This window comes from Hymenobacter sp. J193, from assembly GCF_024700075.1.
Taxonomy (GTDB): domain Bacteria; phylum Bacteroidota; class Bacteroidia; order Cytophagales; family Hymenobacteraceae; genus Hymenobacter.
Map to the genome: position 1 here is coordinate 2,896,520 of NZ_JAJONE010000001.1, position 20,923 is coordinate 2,917,442.

General features: G+C 60.8%; 17 protein-coding genes. 12 read left to right on the forward strand and 5 right to left on the reverse strand.

Going from position 1 to position 20,923, the window contains the following annotated elements:
* Positions 1-99: 99 nt before the first annotated feature.
* Positions 100-1,962 carry a Fe-S protein assembly chaperone HscA gene (hscA, locus tag LRS06_RS12730; protein ID WP_257871817.1) on the reverse strand — a complete coding sequence of 621 codons (1,863 nt, stop codon included), beginning with the start codon at positions 1,960-1,962 and terminating at the stop codon, positions 100-102.
* A 390-nt stretch (positions 1,963-2,352) separates the two neighbouring features.
* On the opposite strand from hscA, the gene LRS06_RS12735 reads away from it, so the two are divergent.
* From LRS06_RS12735 to LRS06_RS12765, 7 genes are all read left to right on the forward strand, one after another.
* Positions 2,353-4,467, forward strand: coding sequence for a DUF4331 domain-containing protein (locus tag LRS06_RS12735; protein ID WP_257871818.1), 2,115 nt, complete (start codon positions 2,353-2,355; stop codon positions 4,465-4,467).
* A gap of 96 nt (positions 4,468-4,563) precedes the next feature.
* Positions 4,564-5,898, forward strand: coding sequence for a lipopolysaccharide assembly protein LapB (locus LRS06_RS12740; protein WP_257871819.1), 1,335 nt, complete (start codon positions 4,564-4,566; stop codon positions 5,896-5,898).
* A gap of 36 nt (positions 5,899-5,934) precedes the next feature.
* A complete protein-coding gene (locus tag LRS06_RS12745; protein ID WP_257871820.1) occupies positions 5,935-6,618 on the forward strand; it encodes a HupE/UreJ family protein in 684 nt (227 codons plus the stop codon).
* A gap of 19 nt (positions 6,619-6,637) precedes the next feature.
* Positions 6,638-7,030 carry a hypothetical protein gene (locus LRS06_RS12750; RefSeq protein ID WP_257871821.1) on the forward strand — a complete coding sequence of 131 codons (393 nt, stop codon included), beginning with the start codon at positions 6,638-6,640 and terminating at the stop codon, positions 7,028-7,030.
* Between the two features lie 108 nt (positions 7,031-7,138).
* On the forward strand, positions 7,139-9,433 hold the full coding sequence (locus LRS06_RS12755) for a TonB-dependent receptor (protein ID WP_257871822.1): 2,295 nt from the start codon (positions 7,139-7,141) through the stop codon (positions 9,431-9,433).
* A 120-nt stretch (positions 9,434-9,553) separates the two neighbouring features.
* The gene (locus LRS06_RS12760) at positions 9,554-10,333 is read left to right on the forward strand and encodes a murein L,D-transpeptidase catalytic domain family protein (protein ID WP_257871823.1); all 780 of its coding nucleotides are present in this window, start codon (positions 9,554-9,556) and stop codon (positions 10,331-10,333) included.
* Positions 10,334-10,352: 19 nt separating this feature from the next.
* The gene (locus LRS06_RS12765) at positions 10,353-10,841 is read left to right on the forward strand and encodes an SMI1/KNR4 family protein (protein WP_257871824.1); all 489 of its coding nucleotides are present in this window, start codon (positions 10,353-10,355) and stop codon (positions 10,839-10,841) included.
* A gap of 57 nt (positions 10,842-10,898) precedes the next feature.
* Here LRS06_RS12765 and LRS06_RS12770 read toward each other — a convergent pair whose 3' ends face one another.
* On the reverse strand, positions 10,899-13,265 hold the full coding sequence (locus tag LRS06_RS12770; RefSeq protein ID WP_257871825.1) for an alpha-amylase family glycosyl hydrolase: 2,367 nt from the start codon (positions 13,263-13,265) through the stop codon (positions 10,899-10,901).
* 327 nt (positions 13,266-13,592) lie between these two features.
* Between LRS06_RS12770 and LRS06_RS12775 the strand changes: the two genes are divergently transcribed.
* A complete protein-coding gene (locus tag LRS06_RS12775) occupies positions 13,593-14,420 on the forward strand; it encodes a murein L,D-transpeptidase catalytic domain family protein (RefSeq protein WP_257871826.1) in 828 nt (275 codons plus the stop codon).
* 66 nt (positions 14,421-14,486) lie between these two features.
* Here the strand turns inward: LRS06_RS12775 and LRS06_RS12780 are convergent, their stop codons facing one another.
* The 3 genes from LRS06_RS12780 to LRS06_RS12790 all read right to left on the reverse strand — a co-directional run bounded on the left by LRS06_RS12780 (position 14,487) and on the right by LRS06_RS12790 (position 17,728).
* The gene (locus tag LRS06_RS12780; RefSeq protein WP_257871827.1) at positions 14,487-15,554 is read right to left on the reverse strand and encodes an Ldh family oxidoreductase; all 1,068 of its coding nucleotides are present in this window, start codon (positions 15,552-15,554) and stop codon (positions 14,487-14,489) included.
* Between the two features lie 98 nt (positions 15,555-15,652).
* Entirely contained in the window at positions 15,653-16,606 is a 954-nt protein-coding gene (locus LRS06_RS12785; protein WP_257871828.1) for a phosphatase, read from the reverse strand.
* 237 nt (positions 16,607-16,843) lie between these two features.
* Positions 16,844-17,728, reverse strand: coding sequence for a class I SAM-dependent methyltransferase (locus LRS06_RS12790; RefSeq protein ID WP_196953940.1), 885 nt, complete (start codon positions 17,726-17,728; stop codon positions 16,844-16,846).
* A 122-nt stretch (positions 17,729-17,850) separates the two neighbouring features.
* Between LRS06_RS12790 and LRS06_RS12795 the strand changes: the two genes are divergently transcribed.
* From LRS06_RS12795 to dapF, 4 genes are all read left to right on the forward strand, one after another.
* Positions 17,851-18,168: a transposase gene (locus tag LRS06_RS12795; RefSeq protein WP_257869900.1), complete on the forward strand. Its 318-nt coding sequence runs from the start codon at positions 17,851-17,853 to the stop codon at positions 18,166-18,168.
* Positions 18,165-18,626 carry a transposase gene (locus LRS06_RS12800; RefSeq protein ID WP_257869901.1) on the forward strand — a complete coding sequence of 154 codons (462 nt, stop codon included), beginning with the start codon at positions 18,165-18,167 and terminating at the stop codon, positions 18,624-18,626. The genes LRS06_RS12795 and LRS06_RS12800 overlap by 4 nt, the downstream gene beginning before the upstream one ends.
* A 259-nt stretch (positions 18,627-18,885) precedes the next feature.
* Positions 18,886-20,082: a hypothetical protein gene (locus LRS06_RS12805; RefSeq protein WP_257871829.1), complete on the forward strand. Its 1,197-nt coding sequence runs from the start codon at positions 18,886-18,888 to the stop codon at positions 20,080-20,082.
* Positions 20,079-20,885, forward strand: a complete 807-nt coding sequence (dapF, locus tag LRS06_RS12810) for a diaminopimelate epimerase (RefSeq protein WP_257871830.1) — start codon at positions 20,079-20,081, stop codon at positions 20,883-20,885. The genes LRS06_RS12805 and dapF overlap by 4 nt, the downstream gene beginning before the upstream one ends.
* Positions 20,886-20,923: the final 38 nt, after the last annotated feature.

Here is a 20,923-nt window from a genome sequence, read left to right on the forward strand (position 1 = left end):
GAAGCTGAGCGGCTGAATGGGTTTTTGGTTGAATAGGTTTCTGGTTGAATGGCTCGGCCTGTAGCCAAAAGCCATTCAACCAGAAACCTATTCAACCCTTTAGTCAATTTTCTTTCCGGCCATAGCCTGGCTGATGGAAATGTTCATGACCCGCTCGGCGAAGGGGCGCGTCAGCTCTTCCAACTCGTCTACGGCTTTCAGAATTACGTCTTTTTCCTGGGTGGTGAGGGCCGCTTTGAGTTCGGCTACGCCCGCCGTCGTCTGCGTAGTTTCCTCGGCGGTGAGGTGCTGGCCGTTTTTGGCCACGAAGCGCTCCACCTGATAAAGCATCTGCTCGGCCACAGTGCGGGCCTCAATCACCATGCGGGCGGCAATATCCTCCCGGGCGTGGGTCATCGAGTCCATCAGCATCTGCTCCACCTGCTCGTCTGTGAGGCCATACTGGGGCTTGATTTCCACTTCCTGCCGGGTGCTGGAGCGCAACTCAATAGCCTCAACTTTTAGAATCCCGTCGGCATTCAGGATAAAGTTGACGTCGACCTTGGGCAGGCCGGCGGGCATGGCCGGGATACCGCACAGGTCGAACTCGGCCAGCTTGCGGTTTTCCTTCACCAAGTCCCGCTCGCCCTGGTACACCGAAATCTTCAGGTTCACCTGCCCATCCACGGAGGTAGTATACTGGCGGCCGGCCTTGGTCGGAATTTTGGAGTTGCGCGGAATAATCGGGTCCATCAGCCCGCCCAGCGTTTCGATGCCCAGCGTGAGGGGAGTTACGTCCAGCAGCAGCACGTCGCGGCGGTTGCCACCCAGAATATCGGCCTGAATGGCGGCTCCCAGGGCTACCACTTCGTCGGGGTTCAGGGAGTTGTTGGCTTGCTGCTGGAAAAACGCCGAAACCGCGTTGTACACCAGAGGCACGCGGGTAGAGCCGCCCACCAGCAGTACGGCCGTCAGGTCCTGGGGCTGCAGCTTGGCATCGGCCAGGGCTATACGGCAGGAGGCAATAGTGCGCTCCACCAGCGGCCGGATCAGCTCCTCAAATTCTGGGCGCGTCAGGCGAAGCACCAGGTTGTCGAGGAAGTTGGCTCCGAAGTCGTCGTGCTGGCTAAGGTAGCGCTTGGCGGCTTCGGCCAGCAGGCGCAGCTCCTGCTGCAGCGGACCGTTGTCGGCCAGGGTGGAAGCCAGATTGTGCTGCTGGGTCCAGTGGTTGATGATGGCGCGGTCTAGGTCGTCGCCGCCAAGGTAGGTGTCGCCGTTGGTGCTGAGCACCTCAAAAATACCCTGGTGCAGGTGCAGGATGCTGATATCAAAGGTGCCGCCGCCTAGGTCGTACACGGCCACGGTTTTCTCTTCTTCGGGGTCGAGGCCGATGCCGTAGGCCAGCGCGGCGGCCGTGGGCTCGTTCACGATGCGCAGTACTTCCAGCCCGGCCAGGCGGCCGGCGTCGCGGGTGGCCTGGCGCTGGGAGTCGTTGAAGTAGGCGGGCACCGTAATCACGGCTTTGTTGACGGGCGTTTTGAGGGCGTGCTCGGCGCGGGCGCGCAGCTCCTTCAGGATTTCGGCCGACAGCTCGATGGGGGAGTAGAACTTCTCGCCCACCCGGATTTTTACCAGCCCTTCGGAGTTGTCGTCGATGACCTTGTAGCCCAGGTCGCGGGCGTGCTGGCCCAGGTCTTTGTAGGATTTGCCCAGCAGGCGCTTCACCGAGTAAATCGTGTTCTGCGGATCGGTAAGCAGGTAGTCTTTGGCCTCGGTGCCCACAATGGGCGTTTCGCCGCCGGCCGGGAAGTGCACCACTGAAGGCACGATGGTGCCACGGCCCTGGTCGTTGATAGCCACGGGCTGCCGGCCGTCGGGGTGGATGTAGGCCACCAGCGAGTTGGTCGTACCCAGGTCGATACCGACAATGATTTCTTCCTGCTGAATACTGCCGGTAGAGAGGTTGATTGCAACTTTAGCCATAGCAAAAAAGAAGCGCCGGGACGGCGCACGAAGGGCGAAACGACGATAAAACAGCCGGAGCGGCAAACCGTTTCGGGGGCTACAAAAGTAACGAAGAATGCGCGGGCGTGGCGCTGTTGAGGTTAACCGGAATTATGTACATAAATAAGTTAGAATAAAGCAATCTGGTCGAGCTTGTATCTGCGTATCTGCGATACATACTCGTTCTGCGCATTCGTCGCTACCTATCTAGCAGGTTGATTTACAGCCTGCTGCTTGCGCTCCGCATATTCTAGCGGACGTTTTATTTCCTTTTCGACTTGTTGAGGTTGTTTTCCACCGGCTGTTTTGCCCCCTGGGGCACCGTGTGGCTATTGCTTATTTTCTCACTTAACCCCCACCACGTTTCGCATGAAGAAAATTACTCGCCCGATTCTATCAGTGGCGCTAGCTGCGCTTGGGGCTGCCGGCTTGGCAGTCTGGAGCAGCCAGACGACCCCTATGGAAGCTTCCAGCCACCGCGAAGCCCCCCTTATTGCGGATGATCCGCTGGCTGACAACACCGACGTATACGCGTTCCGGGACCCCAGCAACGATGAGATGGTGACCATCATCGCCAACTTCATTCCGTTCCAGCTGCCCCAGGGAGGCCCGAACTACTACCACTTCGGCGAAGACATCCGGTACGAAATCCACGTTAAAAACGACGCTACGACCACCGGCGACGATATTACGTACCGCTTCACGTTCACGCGCACCAACGAAGACCCCACTACGCACTTCAACATTCGCCTCAAAAAGGAGAACCTGAAGACTACGTATAAACTGGAGCGCATTATTAACGGTGGTGCCACTACCACGCTGGTTAGCGCCGGTACCGTGCCGCCCTACAACGTAGGACCTCGCGCCATTACGGGTGCCGCTGGTTTGGCGGCGGCCAGTTACGAGTCGTTGATGACGGCCGCCATTGAAACGGCTGGCGGCGGCAAAGTATTCTGCGGCCCCGTGGATGATCCGTTCTTCGTGGATATCGGAGCCATTGAGGACCTGGGCGGCTTGCGCCCCGAAAACGCGCGCGACGGGCTGTATCACAAAAACGTGAACACCATTGCCCTGCAAATCCCGATTTCGCAGCTGCAGAAAGACGGTAAAACGGTGGATAAGGCCACGACTATCCTTGATGGCGACTTCGTCATCGGGGTATGGGCTTCCGCCAGCCGCCGCGCTATTCGCACGCTGAAAACGGACGGTACGCAAACTCACACGGGCGACTGGGTGCAGGTGTCGCGCCTGGGCATGCCGTTGACCAACGAAGTGGTAAACCCCATTGGCGACAAAGACGAGTTCAATGCCCGCACGCCGTACAACGAAAACCCGGACTTCAACGCCAACTTCGTGAACCCGGAACTGGCGCTGTACATGGCAGATAATGCCCCTAAGGACCCGGCAGCACCTAAGCCGGCTGGCCAGACATACTATGGCGAGGCGGTACCAGGCTTCTCCAAGCTGCGCATTCAGTCCAAATCATTGGCTGGTCGCGCCGGCTTGCCCCCAGCTGGTTTTGACTTCCGCAACGGGGCCGATGGCCTGTCGGTGCTGACGACGGCCCAGCGGGCAGGTACTGTTTTCGCTGATGCCACGTTTGGCCCCATCCTGCTGCAGGAAAACAAGCCCCGCTCCGTGGACTTGTTGCCGATCTTCATGACGGGCGTGCCGAACCTGGCACCTTACCAGCTGGCTACGGGTAAAGCCGGTAATCCGCTGGCGGCGGGCAAACCCTTCATCAACAACTTCTTACCTGTGGTTGGTGACATGCTGCGCCTGAACATGGCTGTACCGGTTACGGACCGTAAGTCGACTGACTTCAGTTCGGAAGGCCTACTGGCTGCTGCCGTACTAGGTCTGACGGACCCGCGCTATAATGCTAATGCTACGCTGCAAGCTATTCCGAACATGGATGGCTTCCCGAACGGGCGCCGCCTGGAAGACGACGTAGTGCGCATTGAGCTGCAAGCCGTGAGCGGTGCCGTACTGGCGGCCGTAGGCCTATGGTATGATGACTTTGAGGCCACGGATACCGACCCTGTAACGCAGCAGCTGCAGAACGTGCTGACGTTCACTACAGGCGTAGAGAAGAATGATACCACGCTGAAAGCCATGTTCCCGTTCGTGCAGACGCCATGGTCGGGTACCAAAGCGCAGCCTACCGTTACCTCGCAGCGTGGCGCTTCGGGACTAGGCCTGAAGCCCCAGTTGGCGGAATTGTCTCAGAACTATCCGAATCCCTTCGTAGGTCAGACGACGTTCAGCTACCGCGTAACCCAGCGCATGCCGGTCACGATTACTATTGTGGACATCAATGGCCGCGTAGTAGCTACGCCGGTGCGCGACAAGGTAATGAAGCCTGGTACGTATGAGTTCAAGTGGACGGCGCCTGCGGGCTTGGCCAGCGGGCTCTACATTGCCAAGCTTTCTACTGGTAAAACCAACCTTCAGTCAGTAAAACTGCTGAAAACCAAGGAATAATTGGCTCATTGGTTTCGTAACCGTCCGGCCGCCGTAAGGGGGCCGGACGTGTGTACGACCAAGGCTTCACGCGTTGCTTCCCTTCACATTGATCCTATGAGTACACCTCGACGCATTTTATATTTTTTGGTGATACTAGGCTTTGTGGCTGCGGTGGCTGCTTTGGTGCTGAGCCGCCCCACAGGGCCGGTGCCTCAACTTAAAATCCGGCAGGGTTCCATGGCAGCGGGCGCCGAATGGCTGAACACCCGCAAAGCCGTGGCCGGCTTGCAGGAACGCCTGCGCCGCAACCCCGACGACCATGAGGCTCAATTGCAGTTGGCCCAAGCCTACATGCAAGAGGGCCGCGTGACGGGTGAGCACGCCTACTATGATGCCGCCGCCGTGCAGATGCTGGACAAGGTACTGCGCGCCGAGCCTGACAACTTTGAGGCCCTGTGCTGCAAATCTTCCTTGAGCCTTACGCAGCACCACTTTTCCGAAGGCTTAGCGCTGGCCCGCCGCGCCCAGGAGCAGAACCCCCACAGCGGCTTTGTGTACGGATTGCTATGTGACGCCAACGTGGAACTAGGCAACTACTCCGCTGCCGTGCGCGCCGCCGACCGCATGAACCAGGTGCGTCCTGACCTCACCGCATATTCCCGGGTGTCGTACCTGCGTGAAATTCACGGCGACTTGCCGGGCGCCGTGGAGGCTATGCACATGGCCGTGCGTGCCGGCGTGCCGGGCATGGAGCAAACCGAGTGGGCCCGCGTGATGCTGGGTCACCTTTACGAAACTACCGGCAACCTCCCCGAGGCCGAAAAGAACTACAACCTGTCGTTGCAGTACCGCCCCGCCTACGCTTATGCCCTAGCGGGCCTGGGCCGGGTGGAGCGCGCCCGCCACAATTACCCAGTGGCTATCAAGCACCTCGAAAAAGCCCGCAACCTCGTAGCCGACTATGCCTTCACGGATGAGCTGACCGACCTCTACCGCCTCAACGGCGAACCGCAAAAAGCCCAGGCTGCGGCCCGGGACGCCATCCGGCAGCTGGATGCCAGCGCTGAGGCAGCAGATGCCGACGAGAACGTGGGCCACTACGTGGACCGGGAGCTGGCCTTTGCTTACCTGAAAACCAACGAACTGGACAAGGCTCTAAAGCACGCCGAAATTGAATACCAGCGCCGCCCCGATAACATTGACGTGTGTGAGACCATGGCCTGGGTGCACTACAAGCGCGGCGAGTACGCTGACGCAGCGCAATACATGAAAAAAGCCCGCCGCACCAACTCGCATAATCCTACGCAGCTGTGCCGGGCGGGCCTTATAGCTCTGAAAACCGGTCAGGAAACCACTGGACACGCCCTTATCAAGCAGGCACTGGCCATCAACCCTTACCTGGAAGCTGACCTGGCCGATGAAGGCCGCAAGCTGCTGGCAGCGCGCTAAGCAGCTTTCCCATCTATATCCTGATTTCCTGAGCGCATGCGTCATCTTTCCTTTGCTCGTCGTGGATGGCTGCCAGTAGGTGTGCTTCTTTTATGGCTGGCGCCCCAGCTGGCGTCGGCCCACGTGCTCGACCAGGACCTGAGCAAGCTTTCCCGCACCGATATCGTTTCGACCTACCTGCTGGAGGGCTTCAGGCACATTCTGCCCCTGGGCCTCGACCATATTCTGTTCGTAGTGAGCTTGTACCTGCTGGAGCCGCGGCTCAAGTCGGTGCTGTGGCAGGCCACGGCTTTCACCGTGGCGCACTCCATCACGCTGGGCTTGTCGATGTACGGGCTGATTTCGCCGCCCGCCTCCATCGTGGAGCCCATTATTGCGCTGTCCATCCTATTTGTAGCTCTCGAAAACATCATTGTGCAGCAACTAAATCCTTGGCGGCTGGTCATTGTGTTCGGGTTTGGGCTGGTGCATGGGCTGGGGTTTGCCAGCGCACTGGCATCAGTCGGCTTGCCGCAGGCGGCGTTTGTGGAGTCGCTCATTGCCTTCAACGTGGGCGTGGAGCTGGGCCAGGTTACCGTTATTCTGCTGCTGTATGCGCTGGTGGGGCGCTGGTTTGCCGGCAAGCCCTGGTACAAGCAGCGCATCGTCGTGCCGGCATCCGTTGTCATTGGGCTCATTGCGGCCTATTGGACGGTGGAGCGCGTGTTTTTCACCTCCTGATTGATCTATACTTTACCTGATGCGCTGCTGCCTGGTGCTCTTGCTGTTGCTGAACTACCTGCTGGTAGTGGGCGCGGGCCTCGTTCGGCGGCCTGACGACCAACTGCGCACGCAGGTGGCGCACCCGTATCAGCACAGCGCCCAGTGTCAGCAACAACACTACCTCCGACTTGACTGCTTTGAGCGCTGCAACGGCTCCCAGAAAGGCTGGCACCCGCGCACCGCGCACGACTCGCCGGTGCATCTGTTGAGTTTATTGAAAGGCATCGATACCCACGTATTACTAGCCGAAACACTGCCCGAGACAATTCAGGCAATGTACTATGCTGCCGTGCAGCACCCTTGCCGGCCCACTGCGGCCGTGCCCACGGGTATCCGGGCCGCCATAGATGCGCCGCCCCGCCGGGGATAAGCTCGTTGCGGTTCTTTCTGTTGTGGAAGGCGCCGCGCTTGTCTTATTCCCCACTTTGATGCCCGGCGCGGCCTTTCAGAGCCGCTGAGCATCAGTATTTTCTTGTACATGACTGCTTTTTTACGAAGCCACTGGCTGCGAGTGGCCCTACTGTGGCTGCTTGGGGCGGGCACAGTGCGGGCCCAGTCCGCCGCTACTACCGGCAGCATCCGGGCCACGGTGGTCGATTCTGCCTCGCAACAGCCGCTGGGCGGCGCCAGCATCTGGCTTGATGGCCAAGCCAGCGGGGCCACCACCGATGGGCTGGGCCGTTTTCATCTGCGGGCGCTGGCGCCCGGTGCCCAGACCATTCGGGTAACCGCATTGGGCTACGGCGCAGTCACCCAAACCCTGACGATACGGGCCAATGAAACCACGGTGGCTTCCTTTGTGCTGCCCGTGGTGGCCCTCAACATTGGGGAAGTCACCGTGTCGCAGCCCCAGGACCCCAACCAGACGCTGGCCGCCATTTCGCACATCGACCGGACTTTGCGGCCGCTCAACTCCGCCCAGGATCTGCTGCCGCTGGTGCCGGGGCTGTTCATTGCTCAGCACGCGGGTGGGGGCAAGGCCGAGCAGATTTTCCTGCGCGGCTTCGACATCGACCACGGCACCGATTTCAACGTGAGCATCGACGGGCTGCCGGTGAATATGGTCAGCCACGCTCACGGCCAGGGCTACGCTGACTTTCACTTCGTTATTCCCGAAACGGTTGATCAGCTGAAAGTCTATAAAGGTCCGTACTCGGCTCGGTTCGGGGATTTTGCCACGGCCGGCGCGGGCGAGTTCACCACTAAAACGTCCCTGGAGCAAAGTCAGGCCAAAGTAGAGGTAGGCCAGTTCGATACGCGACGGGCGCTATTGCTGCTGGATGTGCTGCCCAAGGATAAGCACCTGTTGAGCAAGCGCGCCGAAAGTGCCTATGTAGCTGCCGAGTACTACTTCACCAACTCTTACTTCGACGCCAAGCAGCACCTCAACCGCTTCAATGGGCTGGCTAAATACACGGGCCGGCTCTCGGAGCGCACCTCACTTACGCTGAGCGGCTCGCACTTCGCCTCGCGCTGGGATGCCTCGGGCCAGGTGCCGGAGCGGGCCGTACGCCTGGGCCTGATTTCGCGCTACGGCAGCATCGACGACTCGGAGGGCGGTAGCACCAGCCGGGCCAATGCCAACGCCATTTTAACCGTGGCGCTGCCACACGAGGCCGTGCTCAAGCAGCAGGTGTATTACTCGCGCTACCAGTTTAATCTGTTTTCCAACTTCACCTTCTTCAAGGAAAATCCGGCGCAGGGCGACGCAATTCGCCAGACCGAGGCCCGCAACCTCTACGGCTACCTGGGCACCTATGAGCGCAGTACGGCGCTGGGCGCCCGCACCCTGCGCACCCTGGCCGGCATCGGCACACGGCTGGACGACGTGGACCTGGCTTTGCGCCACGCCATGCGCCGCACCACCACCGATACCATCGTGAGCGGCCGCGTATACGAGCAGAACTTCAACGCATTCTTGGAGGAAACCCTGCCCATCACGGATAAGTTAACGGTGAATGCCGGGCTGCGGCTCGACTATTTCCGGTTTGCGTTTCACGAAGACCGGGACGCCGCGCTGTCGGGCCGGGCGGGTAAGGCGCGGGTGAGCCCCAAGCTGAATCTGTATTACGACCTGACGGCCAACGTGCAGCTATTTGCGCGCTCCGGCTTCGGGTTTCACTCCAACGATGCCCGGGCAGTAGTCACCAACCGCACGGCGCAGGTGCTGCCCCGCGCCATTGGCTACGAGGCAGGCAGCACCTTCAAGCCCCGCCCGGCACTGGTGGTGAACGTGGCGCTCTGGGCCTTGCACCTGCAGGACGAGCTGGTGTACGTAGGTGACGAGGGCGTGACGGAAAGCGCCGGCCCCACCCGCCGCTTCGGCACCGACGTATCAATACGCTACCAACTCACGCCCCGCCTCTATGCCGATGTGGACGTGAACTACAACCGGGGCCGGGCGGTGGGCTTGCCCAAAGGGGAAAACTACATTCCGCTGGCTCCCAGCTTTACCAGTATTGGGGGGCTTACCTACCAGCAGCCCGGTGGGCTAAGCGGCAGCCTGCGCTACCGCCACCTGCGCGACCGGCCCGCCAACGAAACCAATTCAGTGCAGGCCCGCGGCTACTTTTTGCTTGATGCCGTGGTGCGCTACACGCGGCCCCGCTACCAGGTGGGTGCCAACCTCGAAAACCTGCTGAATACTGAGTGGAATCAGGCCCAGTTTGATACCGAAAGCCAGCTGCGCACGGAAGCCGAGCCGGTGTCGGAGCTGCATTTCACGCCGGGCACGCCGTTTTTTGTGAAGCTGAACGCCAGCGTGTTTTTCTGATTGGTCAGCTGATTTGTATTCGGCAGGGTAAGTGCGAACTTTACACCTGTGTTGCTTTTCGAATCGTTTACTTCTGCTGTTGTAAAGACTGAACGCTCCTGGCGGCTTCTTTTGGGGCTGATGGCTGTTTTAGCCGCTTGCCAGTCGCCGGAGGTTGCGCGGCAGGAGCTGCGGACCGCGCCGGTCCCGCCCGCGCCGTTAGCCACCGAATTGGTGCCTGATTCGCTTCAGCTGACACCCGTAGCACCCCTGGCTGCTGTGCCCGATTCGTTGCGGCAGGCTGTGCGGGCGCTGCACGCTCGCCTGGGGCCGGCGGCGGCTACGCTGCGCCCGGCTGTATTGGAGCGGGCCTGCGTGGGATACCTCAACCTGCGCCGCGCCGGGCGGGTACGTCGCGCCGGGGTGCTGGCCGTGGCCGACATGGATTTGCCTTCCTCCGAAAAGCGACTGTGGGTTATCGACCTGCGCAAGGCCGAAGTGCTGCAGCACAGTCCGGTGGCGCACGGCCGCGGCTCGGGCCACCTGCGGGCGCGCCGGTTTTCCAACACCATCAAATCGGCGTGCACGGCGCTGGGCTTCTACGCCACGCAGGATACCTACCAGGGCAAGCACGGCCTCTCGCGCCGCCTGCGCGGCCTCGACGCGGGCCGGAACGACAACGCCCTGCGCCGCTACGTGGTGCTGCACGCCGCCGATTACGTGAGCCGCCGCCACTTGCAGCGGCACGGGCAGGCCGGCAACAGCCGCGGCTGCCCCGCCCTGCCTCCCGATCAATACCGCGCCATCATTGCCGCCGTGCCCGAAGGAAGCTGCCTGCTGCTCAGCGGCCCCGGCCTGGAATCGAAGTGGCTGGAAGGAGCCGCTGCTGCCGAAAGGTTGGCAGTGCGGGGGTGGTTGTAGTTTCTTCATTTCGCTCTCGATGGTCTCACTGCCACACTTGCTTCAGCAAATACGGGATGCCCGCGAACGGCTTGATGTATGTTTTCACGATGAGAGCCAACATCATATGGCCAAGGTGGAGGCAAAACTAGGTAGGCAGTTGCCGGAGGAAATACGAGCTTTCTATTTGCAATGCCCTGGCTTCTGGACGAACGATTGCCTGTTTCGGGTTCTTTCAATGTCCGATATACTGACAGAAATTGAAAGGCCTGCTGCTCCCAACACTAACCTACACTTTCCTATTGCCGACTACATGATCTTTAGCGACGTATGGGAAGTAGTTCTCGACGAAGAGAATCCTGCGCGTTACGTCATTGTGAACTCCAATCACCATACCGAGGAGTCCGTTGTCCTGACAGATTCACTTTATGAATTCGTTAACAAATTCTTAGAGGGCGGCATTTTTGGCGGCGAGGAAGGCGAAGGCCTGTATGGCTGGCGTGAAAGGCTGAAAATACTTTCGCAGTAACAAAAAGAGCCGCTGGAAACTCCAGCGGCTCTTTTTGCAAATGGACTCAATCGAAAATTACCGCACCATCACCTTGCTGCTGCGGTTCAGCTCGGGCGAGGAAAGCTGATACACACCGGCCGGCAGGGTTTCTACGCTCAGGCGCAGCTCGTTGGTGCCGGGGTAGAGGCGGGCCGTCTGCTGGTGTACCAGGCGGCCGGTCAGATCGTAGAGGTGCAGGGTAGCCGTGCGCTGCCCCACCGATTCCACCACCACGTCGATGCGGTTGGCAGCCGTTGGGTTGGGATACACGTGGAGGGCGTCGGTCAGCGTAGCTTCCGAGGTAACGTCCGTTACGGTGGCACCACCGCGGGCCGTCATGGAGCCTACTACAGCCATGGGGGCCGTGTACGTCACTTTCACAAAGGCGCGCTGGGCGGGGTTGGCGTTGCTGGCATTCTTGGTGCGCAGGGTAATCCAGCCAGCAGCCGTGGGCGTGTAAGTACCCGTGAGGTTACCGATGCCGGTTTTGCTCGTCAGAATAGTGCCGCTGCCGTTCACCAGCTCCACTGTGAGGCTGCGGGTAGCATCGGTGGGGAAGAGGTTGTAGGTAACGGTTTTGCCGGAAGCCGAGTAGATACGGCCCGCCGTGCGGTAAGCCGTAGAGGCGGCCGGCAGCTGCCCGCCCTGTTTCAAGGACGAAGCGTGCGAGTCGCCGAGGTCATCAGCCAGCTCCCATTCCTGGGTGGTAGCCAGGGCTGGGCGCACGTAGTTGGTGCCGATGCCCGTAGGCGCCCACACTGAGTAGCCGCGCCGGCCACCCGAGGCCGTGCCGTTGCAAGGCGGAGTGTTAATGCTCACCGTCTGCAAGCTGCTTACCGTCACGGTGGCCGTACCGTTGGCGCCGGAATAGTCCTTCAGCACGGTGCCAGGTGCGAAATCAGTGGAAACGGTGCTGTTCTGCCAGGCGCTCCAGTTGTCATTGATGCCGATAATGGCCTTGGTGCTGCGCTCAATTACGAGGTGGTCGGCGGCCTGCCAGCGCACTTTGTAGGCGCCCTCCTTGAAGCGCAGGTTCTGGTGGCACCAGATCAGGTTCTCAATATCGGAGCGGGTGGGCAGGTCGGTGGTGCTGGTGGGCTGGTGCGAAAACCGCTTGCCGGTGGTCGATACGTTGAACAGATCCTCGAAGAAAACCTGCGGGGAGCCATCCAGGGCCAAGGCCGCAGCGTAGGCGGCCGAAAGGCGCCCGTCGCCCGGGTCGATGTGTGGGGCCAGCTCCGAGCCCGTGTTCCAGCCCGTGATGTTGCCGCTGGCGTCGGTGGTGGGCCGGTAGGTGTCGTGGTTGTTCACGAAGGGCACGGTGCGGTGCACGTACTGCCCGTTGATGAGCACCACGCGCGTGCCCTGCTGGTAGCCGGGCAACGAGCCGATATCGAAGTTGCCGCCCCCGCTCACAATGCTGTAAATGCCGTTGCGCAGCGAAAAATCAAAGGTGCCGGCGCGGTTCTGCACGTTGCTCACCCATCCATCCATCTGGCCCGAGGAGCCCACCCATTCGCCCACGGCGTACATGGTGGCGCCGCCGTTGGCCCAGCCTGCGTTGCTTTGCAGGTTGTAGAGAAAATCCTCCATGGCAAAGTCGGGGAAGTGCTTCACGGCATCCAGCCGCACGCCGTCAAATCCGACTTGCTTTTTGTACCAGATCAGCCAGTTGCGCATGTTGTTGCGCATGTAGTCGGAGGCCTGGGTGGGGTTAAAAGAAGCATTGGAGCTCTGGCCGTAGGAGCCGGAGTAGTAGCTCACGTCGGGCCCGAAGTACACGGCGTTCCAGTCGCCGGAAGTGGAGTTGTTGCCCGGATTGGGGTTGAAGTTCTGCCAGTTCTTAGAGAAGCGGCCGTTGCGGGCCAGGTAGTTGGTGGCGTCTTCGGCCGAGGCGGGCTTGTTGTAGCTCACATAGCGGAAGTTCTTGTACTTGCTGGTCGAGTAGTCTTCCCAAGCCGCCGGGTCCTGGCCACCCGCCCCGCTCTGCGAGCCGGCACCGTCCACATGGTTGAGCACGATGTCCTGCACCACCTCAATGCCGTTGGCGTGCAGAATGGCCACCGCGCGCAGCAGCTCGTCCTTGGTGCCCAGGCGCGTGCCCACAAAGCCTTTCTGGTACTTATCGCCCAGATCGTAGTGGTCGAAGGGAGAGTAGCCGTTGCCCTGGTTGCCATTTTTGATGCTCGGCGGCAGCCATACAGCATCCACGCCCATAGCCTTCAGGCGCGGAGCCAGTTGGGCAATGTAGTTAGCCCAGCCGTTGGGGTAGTTGGAGTTCCAGTAGTCCCACCAGAAGCCCTGCAGAACTACTTTCTGCGCGTGGGCCGGGTGGTTGCCCAGCACGCAAAGCGCCGCGCCCGCCAGAACGAGTTTTTGTAACCATTTAATAGAAGTGTGCATGAATGTTGGGGAATTTGGGGTGATGAGAAAAGGGAAAGGGGCGAAAATTCGCCGTGCTAAAGGAGGTTTCAGCAAAGGCGGCATGTAAATTAGGGAGTAGACAGGAAATTTCATCGATAAGCCATAATGTTATTATTTTCAGAAAGTGAGTATTCACTTACAGTGTTTTATTTTTTAAGTATCTGAATGTTCTTATGTATATGTGATTCAGGATATTGTCGGATAAATGAATGCACCTTTGCCGACGGTTCTGCGTATAGCCACCCTATCGCAGGCACTCTTCAGGAGGATCTGCTGTTTCTAACTTGCAACAACCTGCCTCATCTTATGGAAAAGCCGAGTGTAATTCGCCGCAACCGCCTGAAGCGCCGGGCCCGTCGGGCAGCTCGTCGTATCCTGCCGTTCGTGGCTTCTTTGTTTATGGCTACCCCCCTGGCCACGCCTGTGGGTTCGGTCAACGCCACCGGGGCCGAGTACCGGGTGCCTACTACTTCGGAGCTGCGGGCTTCGGCTTTCAAAACCTCGGCTCAGCAGCTCTACGCCGAGCTAGGCGCCGAGGCCACCGGCCTGCGCTATGAGGTGTTCCAGAAAGCCCTGACCGGCTACTTGAACCTGCGCCATGAAGGCCGCCTGAGCGACGACAAGCAGTTGCTCACAGTAATCGACTTCGAAAAGCCTTCCACCGAAAAGCGCCTGTGGGTGCTCGATCTGGCCAGTAAGCATATTCTGTTTAACACGCTCGTGGCCCACGGCCACAACTCCGGCGAGAACCTGGCTACCACGTTCTCCAATGAGAATGAGTCGAACATGAGCAGCCTGGGCTTCTACGTGACGCAGAGCGAGTACCGGGGCAAGCACGGCCGCTCGCTCAAGCTGGAAGGCGTAGACGAAGGCTACAACGACAATGCCATGAGCCGCTCCGTGGTGATGCACGGGGCTGAGTACGTGAGCGAAGACTTCATCAAGCAGTTCGGCCGCCTGGGCCGCAGCCTCGGTTGCCCCGCTCTGCCCATGGACCAGTACAACGAAATTATCAGCACCGTAACGGGCGGCACCTGCCTGTTCCTGAACGGGGCCGACGCGCAGTATTCATCCAAGTACCTTAACCAGGAAGTAGCGCTACAAACCTATTTCCAGAGCACCACTTCGGTATAAGTGTTTGACGAAAAGAAAAAAGCCCGGCCGCAGTACGCAGCCGGGCTTTTTTGTGGGGTAGCCGTTCTATAGCTTCACCCCAAACTTAGCGCCCACGGTTTCCAGGTCGCGCACCACAGGCTCCAGCAGCGGAATACCATCCAGCAGACGGTGCGCGGAGGTTTCGCGCTCCGGGTCGCCGGGAATGAGCACCTGCTGGCCCGGCACAGCCTGGGCCTTTCGGAAGGTAGTAATCCAGTTATCCATGTGGGCCTTGAACTCATCGGCGGGGCGGAAGGCATCCACGCGCATGGCCCCGAAGAAGTGGCCGAGCCCCTGGCCTACGGGGTTGGCCGAGGGCTGCAGAAACGCCACGAACGGCGGCACCCATGGCCCGTAGTTGGCCCCGCTCAGCACCGCCGAGAAAATATCGACCACGGCGCCCAGTCCGTAGCCCTTGTGCGAGCCGGTGGCCCCGCCCAGGGGCAGCAGCGCCCCACCGTTTTTCACGGCGTTGGCATCCATTGAGCCTACGCCAGCAACATCCTGGGCCCAGCCTTCGGGGATGGGCAACTGCTTGCGCTGGGCAATTTCCAGCTTGCCGTTGGCGGCGGTAGTGGTAGCCATATCGAGCACGAAATCGGGCTGCTCGCCGGCGGGCACGGCCACGGCAATGGGGTTGGTGCCCAGCAGCCGCTCCAGCGAATAGGTAGGCGCAACGAGCGGTGAGGCGTTGGTCATAGCCAGGCCAATCATATCGTGGGCCAGGGCCTTCATGGCGTGGTAGCCGGCAATGCCGAACTGGTTGGAGTTCTTCACTGAAACCCAGCCCGTGCCTACCTGCCGCGCCTTTTCGAGGGCTACGTCCATAGCTTTGGGCCCGACGACCAGGCCCAGGCCTCCGTCGCCATCCACCACGGCTGTGCTGGGCGTTTCGTAGGTGACGCCTACCCGGGGCGTAGGGTTGATGCGGCCGGCCTCCCAGAGGCGCACGTAGCCGATGAGCCGCGCCACCCCGTGCGAATCAATACCCCGCAAATCGGCTGAAAGCAGGGTTTCGGTAGCCAGCGTGGCATCAGCCGCCGGGCAGCCCATACCCCGGAACACGGCTTCGGTGAAGGAAAAAAGGTGCGTATAGGAGAGGGTAGTGGTCATAGCAGGCGTGGTTCAGAAGAAAGGAGCATTAGGCCAAGCAAAGTCGGAAAGGGGTGCCAAGCTTAGCGTGACGGACGGACTAAGTTTCCGCTACCAACCTACCCTTCCAGCAGCTCCGCCAGTAGGCCTTCCTTTAGGGCGTAGGAGGATGCCGTAATGCCGGGGAGTTGGTAGGTTCCCAGCACGAAATCGATGAGCACGCAGGCTACCACAATCATGTCGGCGCGCAGGGGCGTCATGCCGGGCAAGGCTAGGCGGCCGGCATGGTCGAGGGTCGTAAGCTGGGCGTAGCTGGTGCGGAAGCTGGCGTAGGAAATGGCCGTTGCCGGGGCGGCTTTACCCACCAACTCGGGCTGACCGGCGCGGGCCGCCTGCAGGTCGCAGAGCGTATCGAAGGTGCCGCTGGCACCTACCAGGGCCACCGGCGCGTGCGTGGCCACGGCCGCCGTGAGGGGAGCCAACATGTCGGCCAGGTAGGCTTTTTCGGCTTGGATATCTTCGGCGGAAAGCGGGTCGTGGTGGAAAAACCTGTCCAGCAGCCGCTGCGCCCCGATTTCAAAGCTCTGCTTCCAAAAAATAGTATGGGCGTTGGCTAGAATAAACTCCACCGAGCCGCCGCCGATGTCCATGAGCAAATGTGTGTCCTCTCCCAAGGGCACGGCCTGACGGATGCCTTTGGCAATAAGCTCGGCTTCCCGCTCCCCAGAAATAACTTCCACCCGGATGCCGGTTTGCTCGAAGATTTCCTGCACCAGCTCCGGGCCATTGCGCGCCACGCGCATGGCACTGGTGGCTGTAGCGCGCACTTCCGTGACCTGGTGGAGCTCAATTTCCTCCTGAAACGCGGTTAGCGTGTGCAAGGCGCGGGCGTAGGGCGCCGGGGCAATTTCACCCCGGCTGATGCCGCCTTCGCCCAGCTTCACGCCCACTTTGGTGCGCAGCAAAACCACCGGCTCCTGGTGGCGGGGCTCGGGCAGCTCCACAATCAGCAGGTGAAACGTATTCGTGCCCATATCAATGAGGGCCAGGCGCCGGTGCGGACTGTGAGGCATAGGGGAGAGAAGATGATAGAGTAAAACGCTGTCATGGCGCGCGTAGCGAAGCCATCCGTTCCGGGCAATGTACAAAGCCCAGAGGCATGATGCGCCAACTGGCTGCAAGAGCGAGCAGGGGTCAGGATAAGCCGACCGGAGTAATGAAGAATGCCTTACCTATAGTTGATTGGGCTTTGTCGGGGCTGGTGTTGTTCAGGGCGGATGGCTTCGCTATGCTCGCCATGACAGCCCACCTTAATTCGCAAACCGGCAGAACGTACCCAGGGGCAGCTTGCGGGCGGCTTGGTCATGCAGGTAGATTTCCCCGAGCTCCCGGGTGACGTGGGTTTTCGGAAAGATGTCCGTAACGAGGTTATCCAGAATCAGCGCCGAGAAGCCCAGGGAGTAAAGGTTGATGAGGAAAAAGTGGTCCTCGGGATCGAGCAGCTGCTGGCAGAGCTTGAGCATTTCGTTGAGCTGGTCTTCGAGCTGCCACTTTTCCCCATTCGGGCCGCGGCCGTAGGCGGGCGGGTCCAGAATCAGGCCCTGGTACTTGTTGCCGCGCTTTACTTCGCGCTGCACGTACTTCCAGGCGTCTTCCACCAGCCAGCGCACCCCGTCGAGGCTACTGGCTTCCATGTTGTCGCGGGCCCAGAAGTTCACCTGTTTTACCGAGTCGAGGTGGGTTACGTCAGCCCCGGCGGCGCGGGCGGCTAGGGTGGCGGCGCCGGTGTAAGCAAACAGGTTGAGCACGCGCGGCACGGCGGCACGGCGCTTGCGCGTCTGCTCATAAATGAACTGCCAGTTGGGGTCCTGCTCGGGAAACAGCCCTACGTGCTTGAACGAAGACAGGCCCAGTCGAAACTTCAGCTTCAGGCCGTCGGGCCGCTCGTAGCCAATCACCCACTGCTCGGGCATATCGGGCCGCAGCTTCCACTGGCCGCGCTCCTGGCTGCCTTTTTCGCGGGTGAAGGTGGCGTGGGCACGCTGCCACTCGCTGGCCGGCAGCTTGGGGTCCCACACGGCCTGGGGCTCGGGGCGGGCCAGCACGTAACGGCCGAAGCGCTCCAGCTTTTCGAAGTTGCCGGCATCAAGCAGCTCGTAATCGGGCCAGGGACTGGTAGTGAGGAAGGAGTACATGCCCGCAAAGGTAACGAAGGGAAGAGGTGAGGCCACCAGAGGTCCTCTAAGGTCCAACGATGATCCTCCAGGAGCCACCGCTGGACCTTAGAAGCTGTTTAAGTTAGCGAGTAGCTTTGGGGATGCAGCAAAAGCGTTACAGTTCGGATCTAACGGAGCGTCAGTGGGCAAAGCTGGCGCCGTTGCTGGTGGTGCAGCGCACGAGCAAGTGGCCGTTGCGAGCGGTAGTAAACGGCATTTTCTACGTGCTCAAGAACGGCTGCGTGTGGCGCGACGTGCCGGCGGACTTTCCACCCTGGCCGACGGTGTACTACTATTTCACCAAGTGGACAGCGGATGGCAGCTGGCAACGGGTCAGTGCTTGTTTGACGATTGAGGCCCGGGAGCGGGCAAAAAAAATGCCCAGCCCACCGAGGCCATCCTCGACAGCCAAAGCGTGAAAAACACGGCCACCAGTACGCGTTGCGTGGGCTACGACGCGGGCAAATGCATCAAGGGCCGCAAGCGCTTTTTCCTGGTGGATACGCTGGGCAACCTGCTCGCCTGCTGCGTGGTCGCCGCCCACTGCCACGACGGCGCCAGCACGGCCCGCTTCTGGGACGCACTGGCGCTGGACAACGAACTACTTGACCGGCTGCAGATCGTGTTCGTGGACGGCGGCTTTGGCCGCTGCTTTCGCCAGCACCTGGCGGGCCGGGGTGTACTGGCGCAGGTACCCAAGGGCGTAGTGGCCGACAAAGGCCGTTTTTTTATCCACACCAAGCGCTGGGTGGTGGAGCGCAGCATTGCCTGGGCCGGCAACAACCGCCGCTTGGCCAAAGACTACGAACGGAAAACGCAGCATGCCAACGCCTGGCTCTACCTAGCCAACATCCGACGACTCACCAAGCTAACTTAAACAGCTTCTTAGAGGACCACCAGAGGTCCTCCGAACCTATCCGGAGGTCCTCGGAGGACAACCAGTTATCCTCGAAAGACATCTGGTTGTCCTCTGAACCTATCCGGAGGTCCTCCGAGGACCTCCGGTTGTCCTCGAATGACATCTGGTTGTCCTCGGAGGACATCAGGTTGTCCCGGCAGGATAGCGGATTATCTTTGGAGGACGTGTCCCGGCGTTCTGTCAGGCCTGCCGCATGGCTGCCGCTATTTTCCTTGCTATGTCGCCTCCCAACTTCGATTGGCCCCTGTGCCTGGTTCCCCACGCCCGCCAGCACAATGCCAGCCAGCTGGCGCGGGTAGCGCCCGACGGGCAGCTGCACCGGCTGCGGCCCCGGCTGCCATTTCCGTTTACTTCTTTCCAGGACCGAAACCCGCAGGCGCTGAGCGAAGCCTGGGTGGTCGGGGTGCTGCCTTACTCGTTGCGGGACGCCCGCCAGGTGCTGTTCCGGGCCCGGCTGCACGCCCACGGGCAGCGGCTGGAGCGGCTCCCGGACGTGGTGCTACCCTCGGGGCTAGGGGTGAAGACGCTGCTGCTCGACGGCGACTGGCTGTACCTCGGCGGGGGCATCAGCTACTGGGGACGCCAACATCTCAACTCCCAAACCGAGCCCGTAGGCGAGTATTTCAGCCGCCTGCACCTGGCCGACGACCCCGCGCCGCTTACACCCATACCCCTGCCCGTGGCGTTCGGGCCGGGCAAGGAAATTGATGATTTGCAACGCGACGCCGAGGGCCGGCTGCTAGTGCTCGACAACGTGGTAATGCCCAAATACCTGTTCCTGTATCAGCTTCAGGGGCAAGGGCTGCCCCAGTGGCTGCAAACGCATCCTTTGGTTCCCGCCGGCACCTACGAAACCTACGAGCGTGCCAGCTGGAACGAAGAACTGGTGGTGCTGCTCTCCCGAACCGTGGGCGAAGGCGGGACCGGGCAGCATCTGTCCGTGCTGCGCCGTCCGGATTTCAAGCTTCTCAGCCGAGCTTCTACCTACCTCAAGCGTGACCGGATTACCGGGCACTTACCAAGTCCATTAGTCGCGCTGCGGGATGCTGTGGTGTGCGGCCAGTACGTGGTGTTTGTAGTGGAAGGCAGAGGTTTAGGCTACTTCCGGGTTTCGCCCGACACACCGTGGCCGAAGCGGCGAGTAACCCACCATGAAATGCTGTGGATGCCGGGCCGCAAGGAAATCGAGGAACGCCGCCGCCGGGTTAGGGAGTGGGTACCGCCCCTTGAGCTGGCCACGGCTGGCTCCGAGGAGGGCATCACCTGGCTGCCGCCCGCTCCTGGGCAGCCCGCACGCATCGAAACCATCCGGTTAGTTCATCCCGGTGTACTTTTGCTGACCGGCCGCAACCACCCCCGGGAGCCGGCTTTCTGCTGGACGCAGACCTTTCCGCCGCACACAACCCCGCTATGATTCTTCACTTCCATAAATACCAGGGCACCGGCAACGACTTCGTGATGGTGGACGACCGCGCCCGGCAGTTTCCGGCCGACGACCATGCCCTCGTGCGCCGCCTCTGCGACCGACGCCTCGGCATCGGGGCCGATGGGTTGATTCTGCTGCGTCTACTTGACGGCTACGACTTCGAGATGGTGTACTTCAACGCCGATGGCTACCTGGGCTCCATGTGCGGCAACGGCGGCCGCTGCACCGTGGCCTTTGCCCGCTACCTGGGCGTGATAAAGCAAACCACCTCTTTCCTAGCCGCCGATGGTCCTCACCAGGCCAGCATCGACCCGGATGGTACCGTGTGCCTGCGCATGCAGGACGTGGCGGGCCAACAAGCCGTGGAAGAGGACGTGTTTCTGGACACCGGCTCGCCTCACTTAGTGCGCTTTCTGCCCGCCAGTTCCCTGGCCGAGCTCAACGTGTTTGCCGAAGGCCGTGCCATCCGCTACAACGACCGGTTCCGGGAGCGGGGCACCAACGTCAACTTCGTGGAAGCGCCCTCGGCTGCCGGTCAGCCCTGGCAGGTGCGCACCTACGAACGGGGCGTGGAAAACGAAACGTTTTCCTGCGGTACCGGCGTCACGGCGGTGGCTTTGGCAGCCTCGCGGCGCGGGGCCAGCAGCCCGGTTCACCTGCGCACTCCCGGCGGCGACCTGCGCGTATCGTTTGAAGCCCGCGCCGATGGCTCTTTCACCCACGTTTACCTCAGCGGCCCCGCCACCTGCGTGTTTGAGGGAAGCTACGAAGTAGTAACAGGTAACAGGTAACAAGTTACACGTTGCCCCTGGTGGCAGACTTAGGCCAG

Coding starts and splice junctions, on each gene's coding strand:
- hscA (WP_257871817.1), bottom strand. CDS start 1,962: ATGGCTAAAGTTGCAATCAACCTCTCTACCGGCAGTATTCAGCAGGAA.
- LRS06_RS12735 (WP_257871818.1), top strand. CDS start 2,353: ATGAAGAAAATTACTCGCCCGATTCTATCAGTGGCGCTAGCTGCGCTT.
- LRS06_RS12740 (WP_257871819.1), top strand. CDS start 4,564: ATGAGTACACCTCGACGCATTTTATATTTTTTGGTGATACTAGGCTTT.
- LRS06_RS12745 (WP_257871820.1), top strand. CDS start 5,935: ATGCGTCATCTTTCCTTTGCTCGTCGTGGATGGCTGCCAGTAGGTGTG.
- LRS06_RS12750 (WP_257871821.1), top strand. CDS start 6,638: ATGCGCTGCTGCCTGGTGCTCTTGCTGTTGCTGAACTACCTGCTGGTA.
- LRS06_RS12755 (WP_257871822.1), top strand. CDS start 7,139: ATGACTGCTTTTTTACGAAGCCACTGGCTGCGAGTGGCCCTACTGTGG.
- LRS06_RS12760 (WP_257871823.1), top strand. CDS start 9,554: ATGGCTGTTTTAGCCGCTTGCCAGTCGCCGGAGGTTGCGCGGCAGGAG.
- LRS06_RS12765 (WP_257871824.1), top strand. CDS start 10,353: ATGGTCTCACTGCCACACTTGCTTCAGCAAATACGGGATGCCCGCGAA.
- LRS06_RS12770 (WP_257871825.1), bottom strand. CDS start 13,265: ATGCACACTTCTATTAAATGGTTACAAAAACTCGTTCTGGCGGGCGCG.
- LRS06_RS12775 (WP_257871826.1), top strand. CDS start 13,593: ATGGAAAAGCCGAGTGTAATTCGCCGCAACCGCCTGAAGCGCCGGGCC.
- LRS06_RS12780 (WP_257871827.1), bottom strand. CDS start 15,554: ATGACCACTACCCTCTCCTATACGCACCTTTTTTCCTTCACCGAAGCC.
- LRS06_RS12785 (WP_257871828.1), bottom strand. CDS start 16,606: ATGCCTCACAGTCCGCACCGGCGCCTGGCCCTCATTGATATGGGCACG.
- LRS06_RS12790 (WP_196953940.1), bottom strand. CDS start 17,728: ATGTACTCCTTCCTCACTACCAGTCCCTGGCCCGATTACGAGCTGCTT.
- LRS06_RS12795 (WP_257869900.1), top strand. CDS start 17,851: ATGCAGCAAAAGCGTTACAGTTCGGATCTAACGGAGCGTCAGTGGGCA.
- LRS06_RS12805 (WP_257871829.1), top strand. CDS start 18,886: ATGTCGCCTCCCAACTTCGATTGGCCCCTGTGCCTGGTTCCCCACGCC.
- dapF (WP_257871830.1), top strand. CDS start 20,079: ATGATTCTTCACTTCCATAAATACCAGGGCACCGGCAACGACTTCGTG.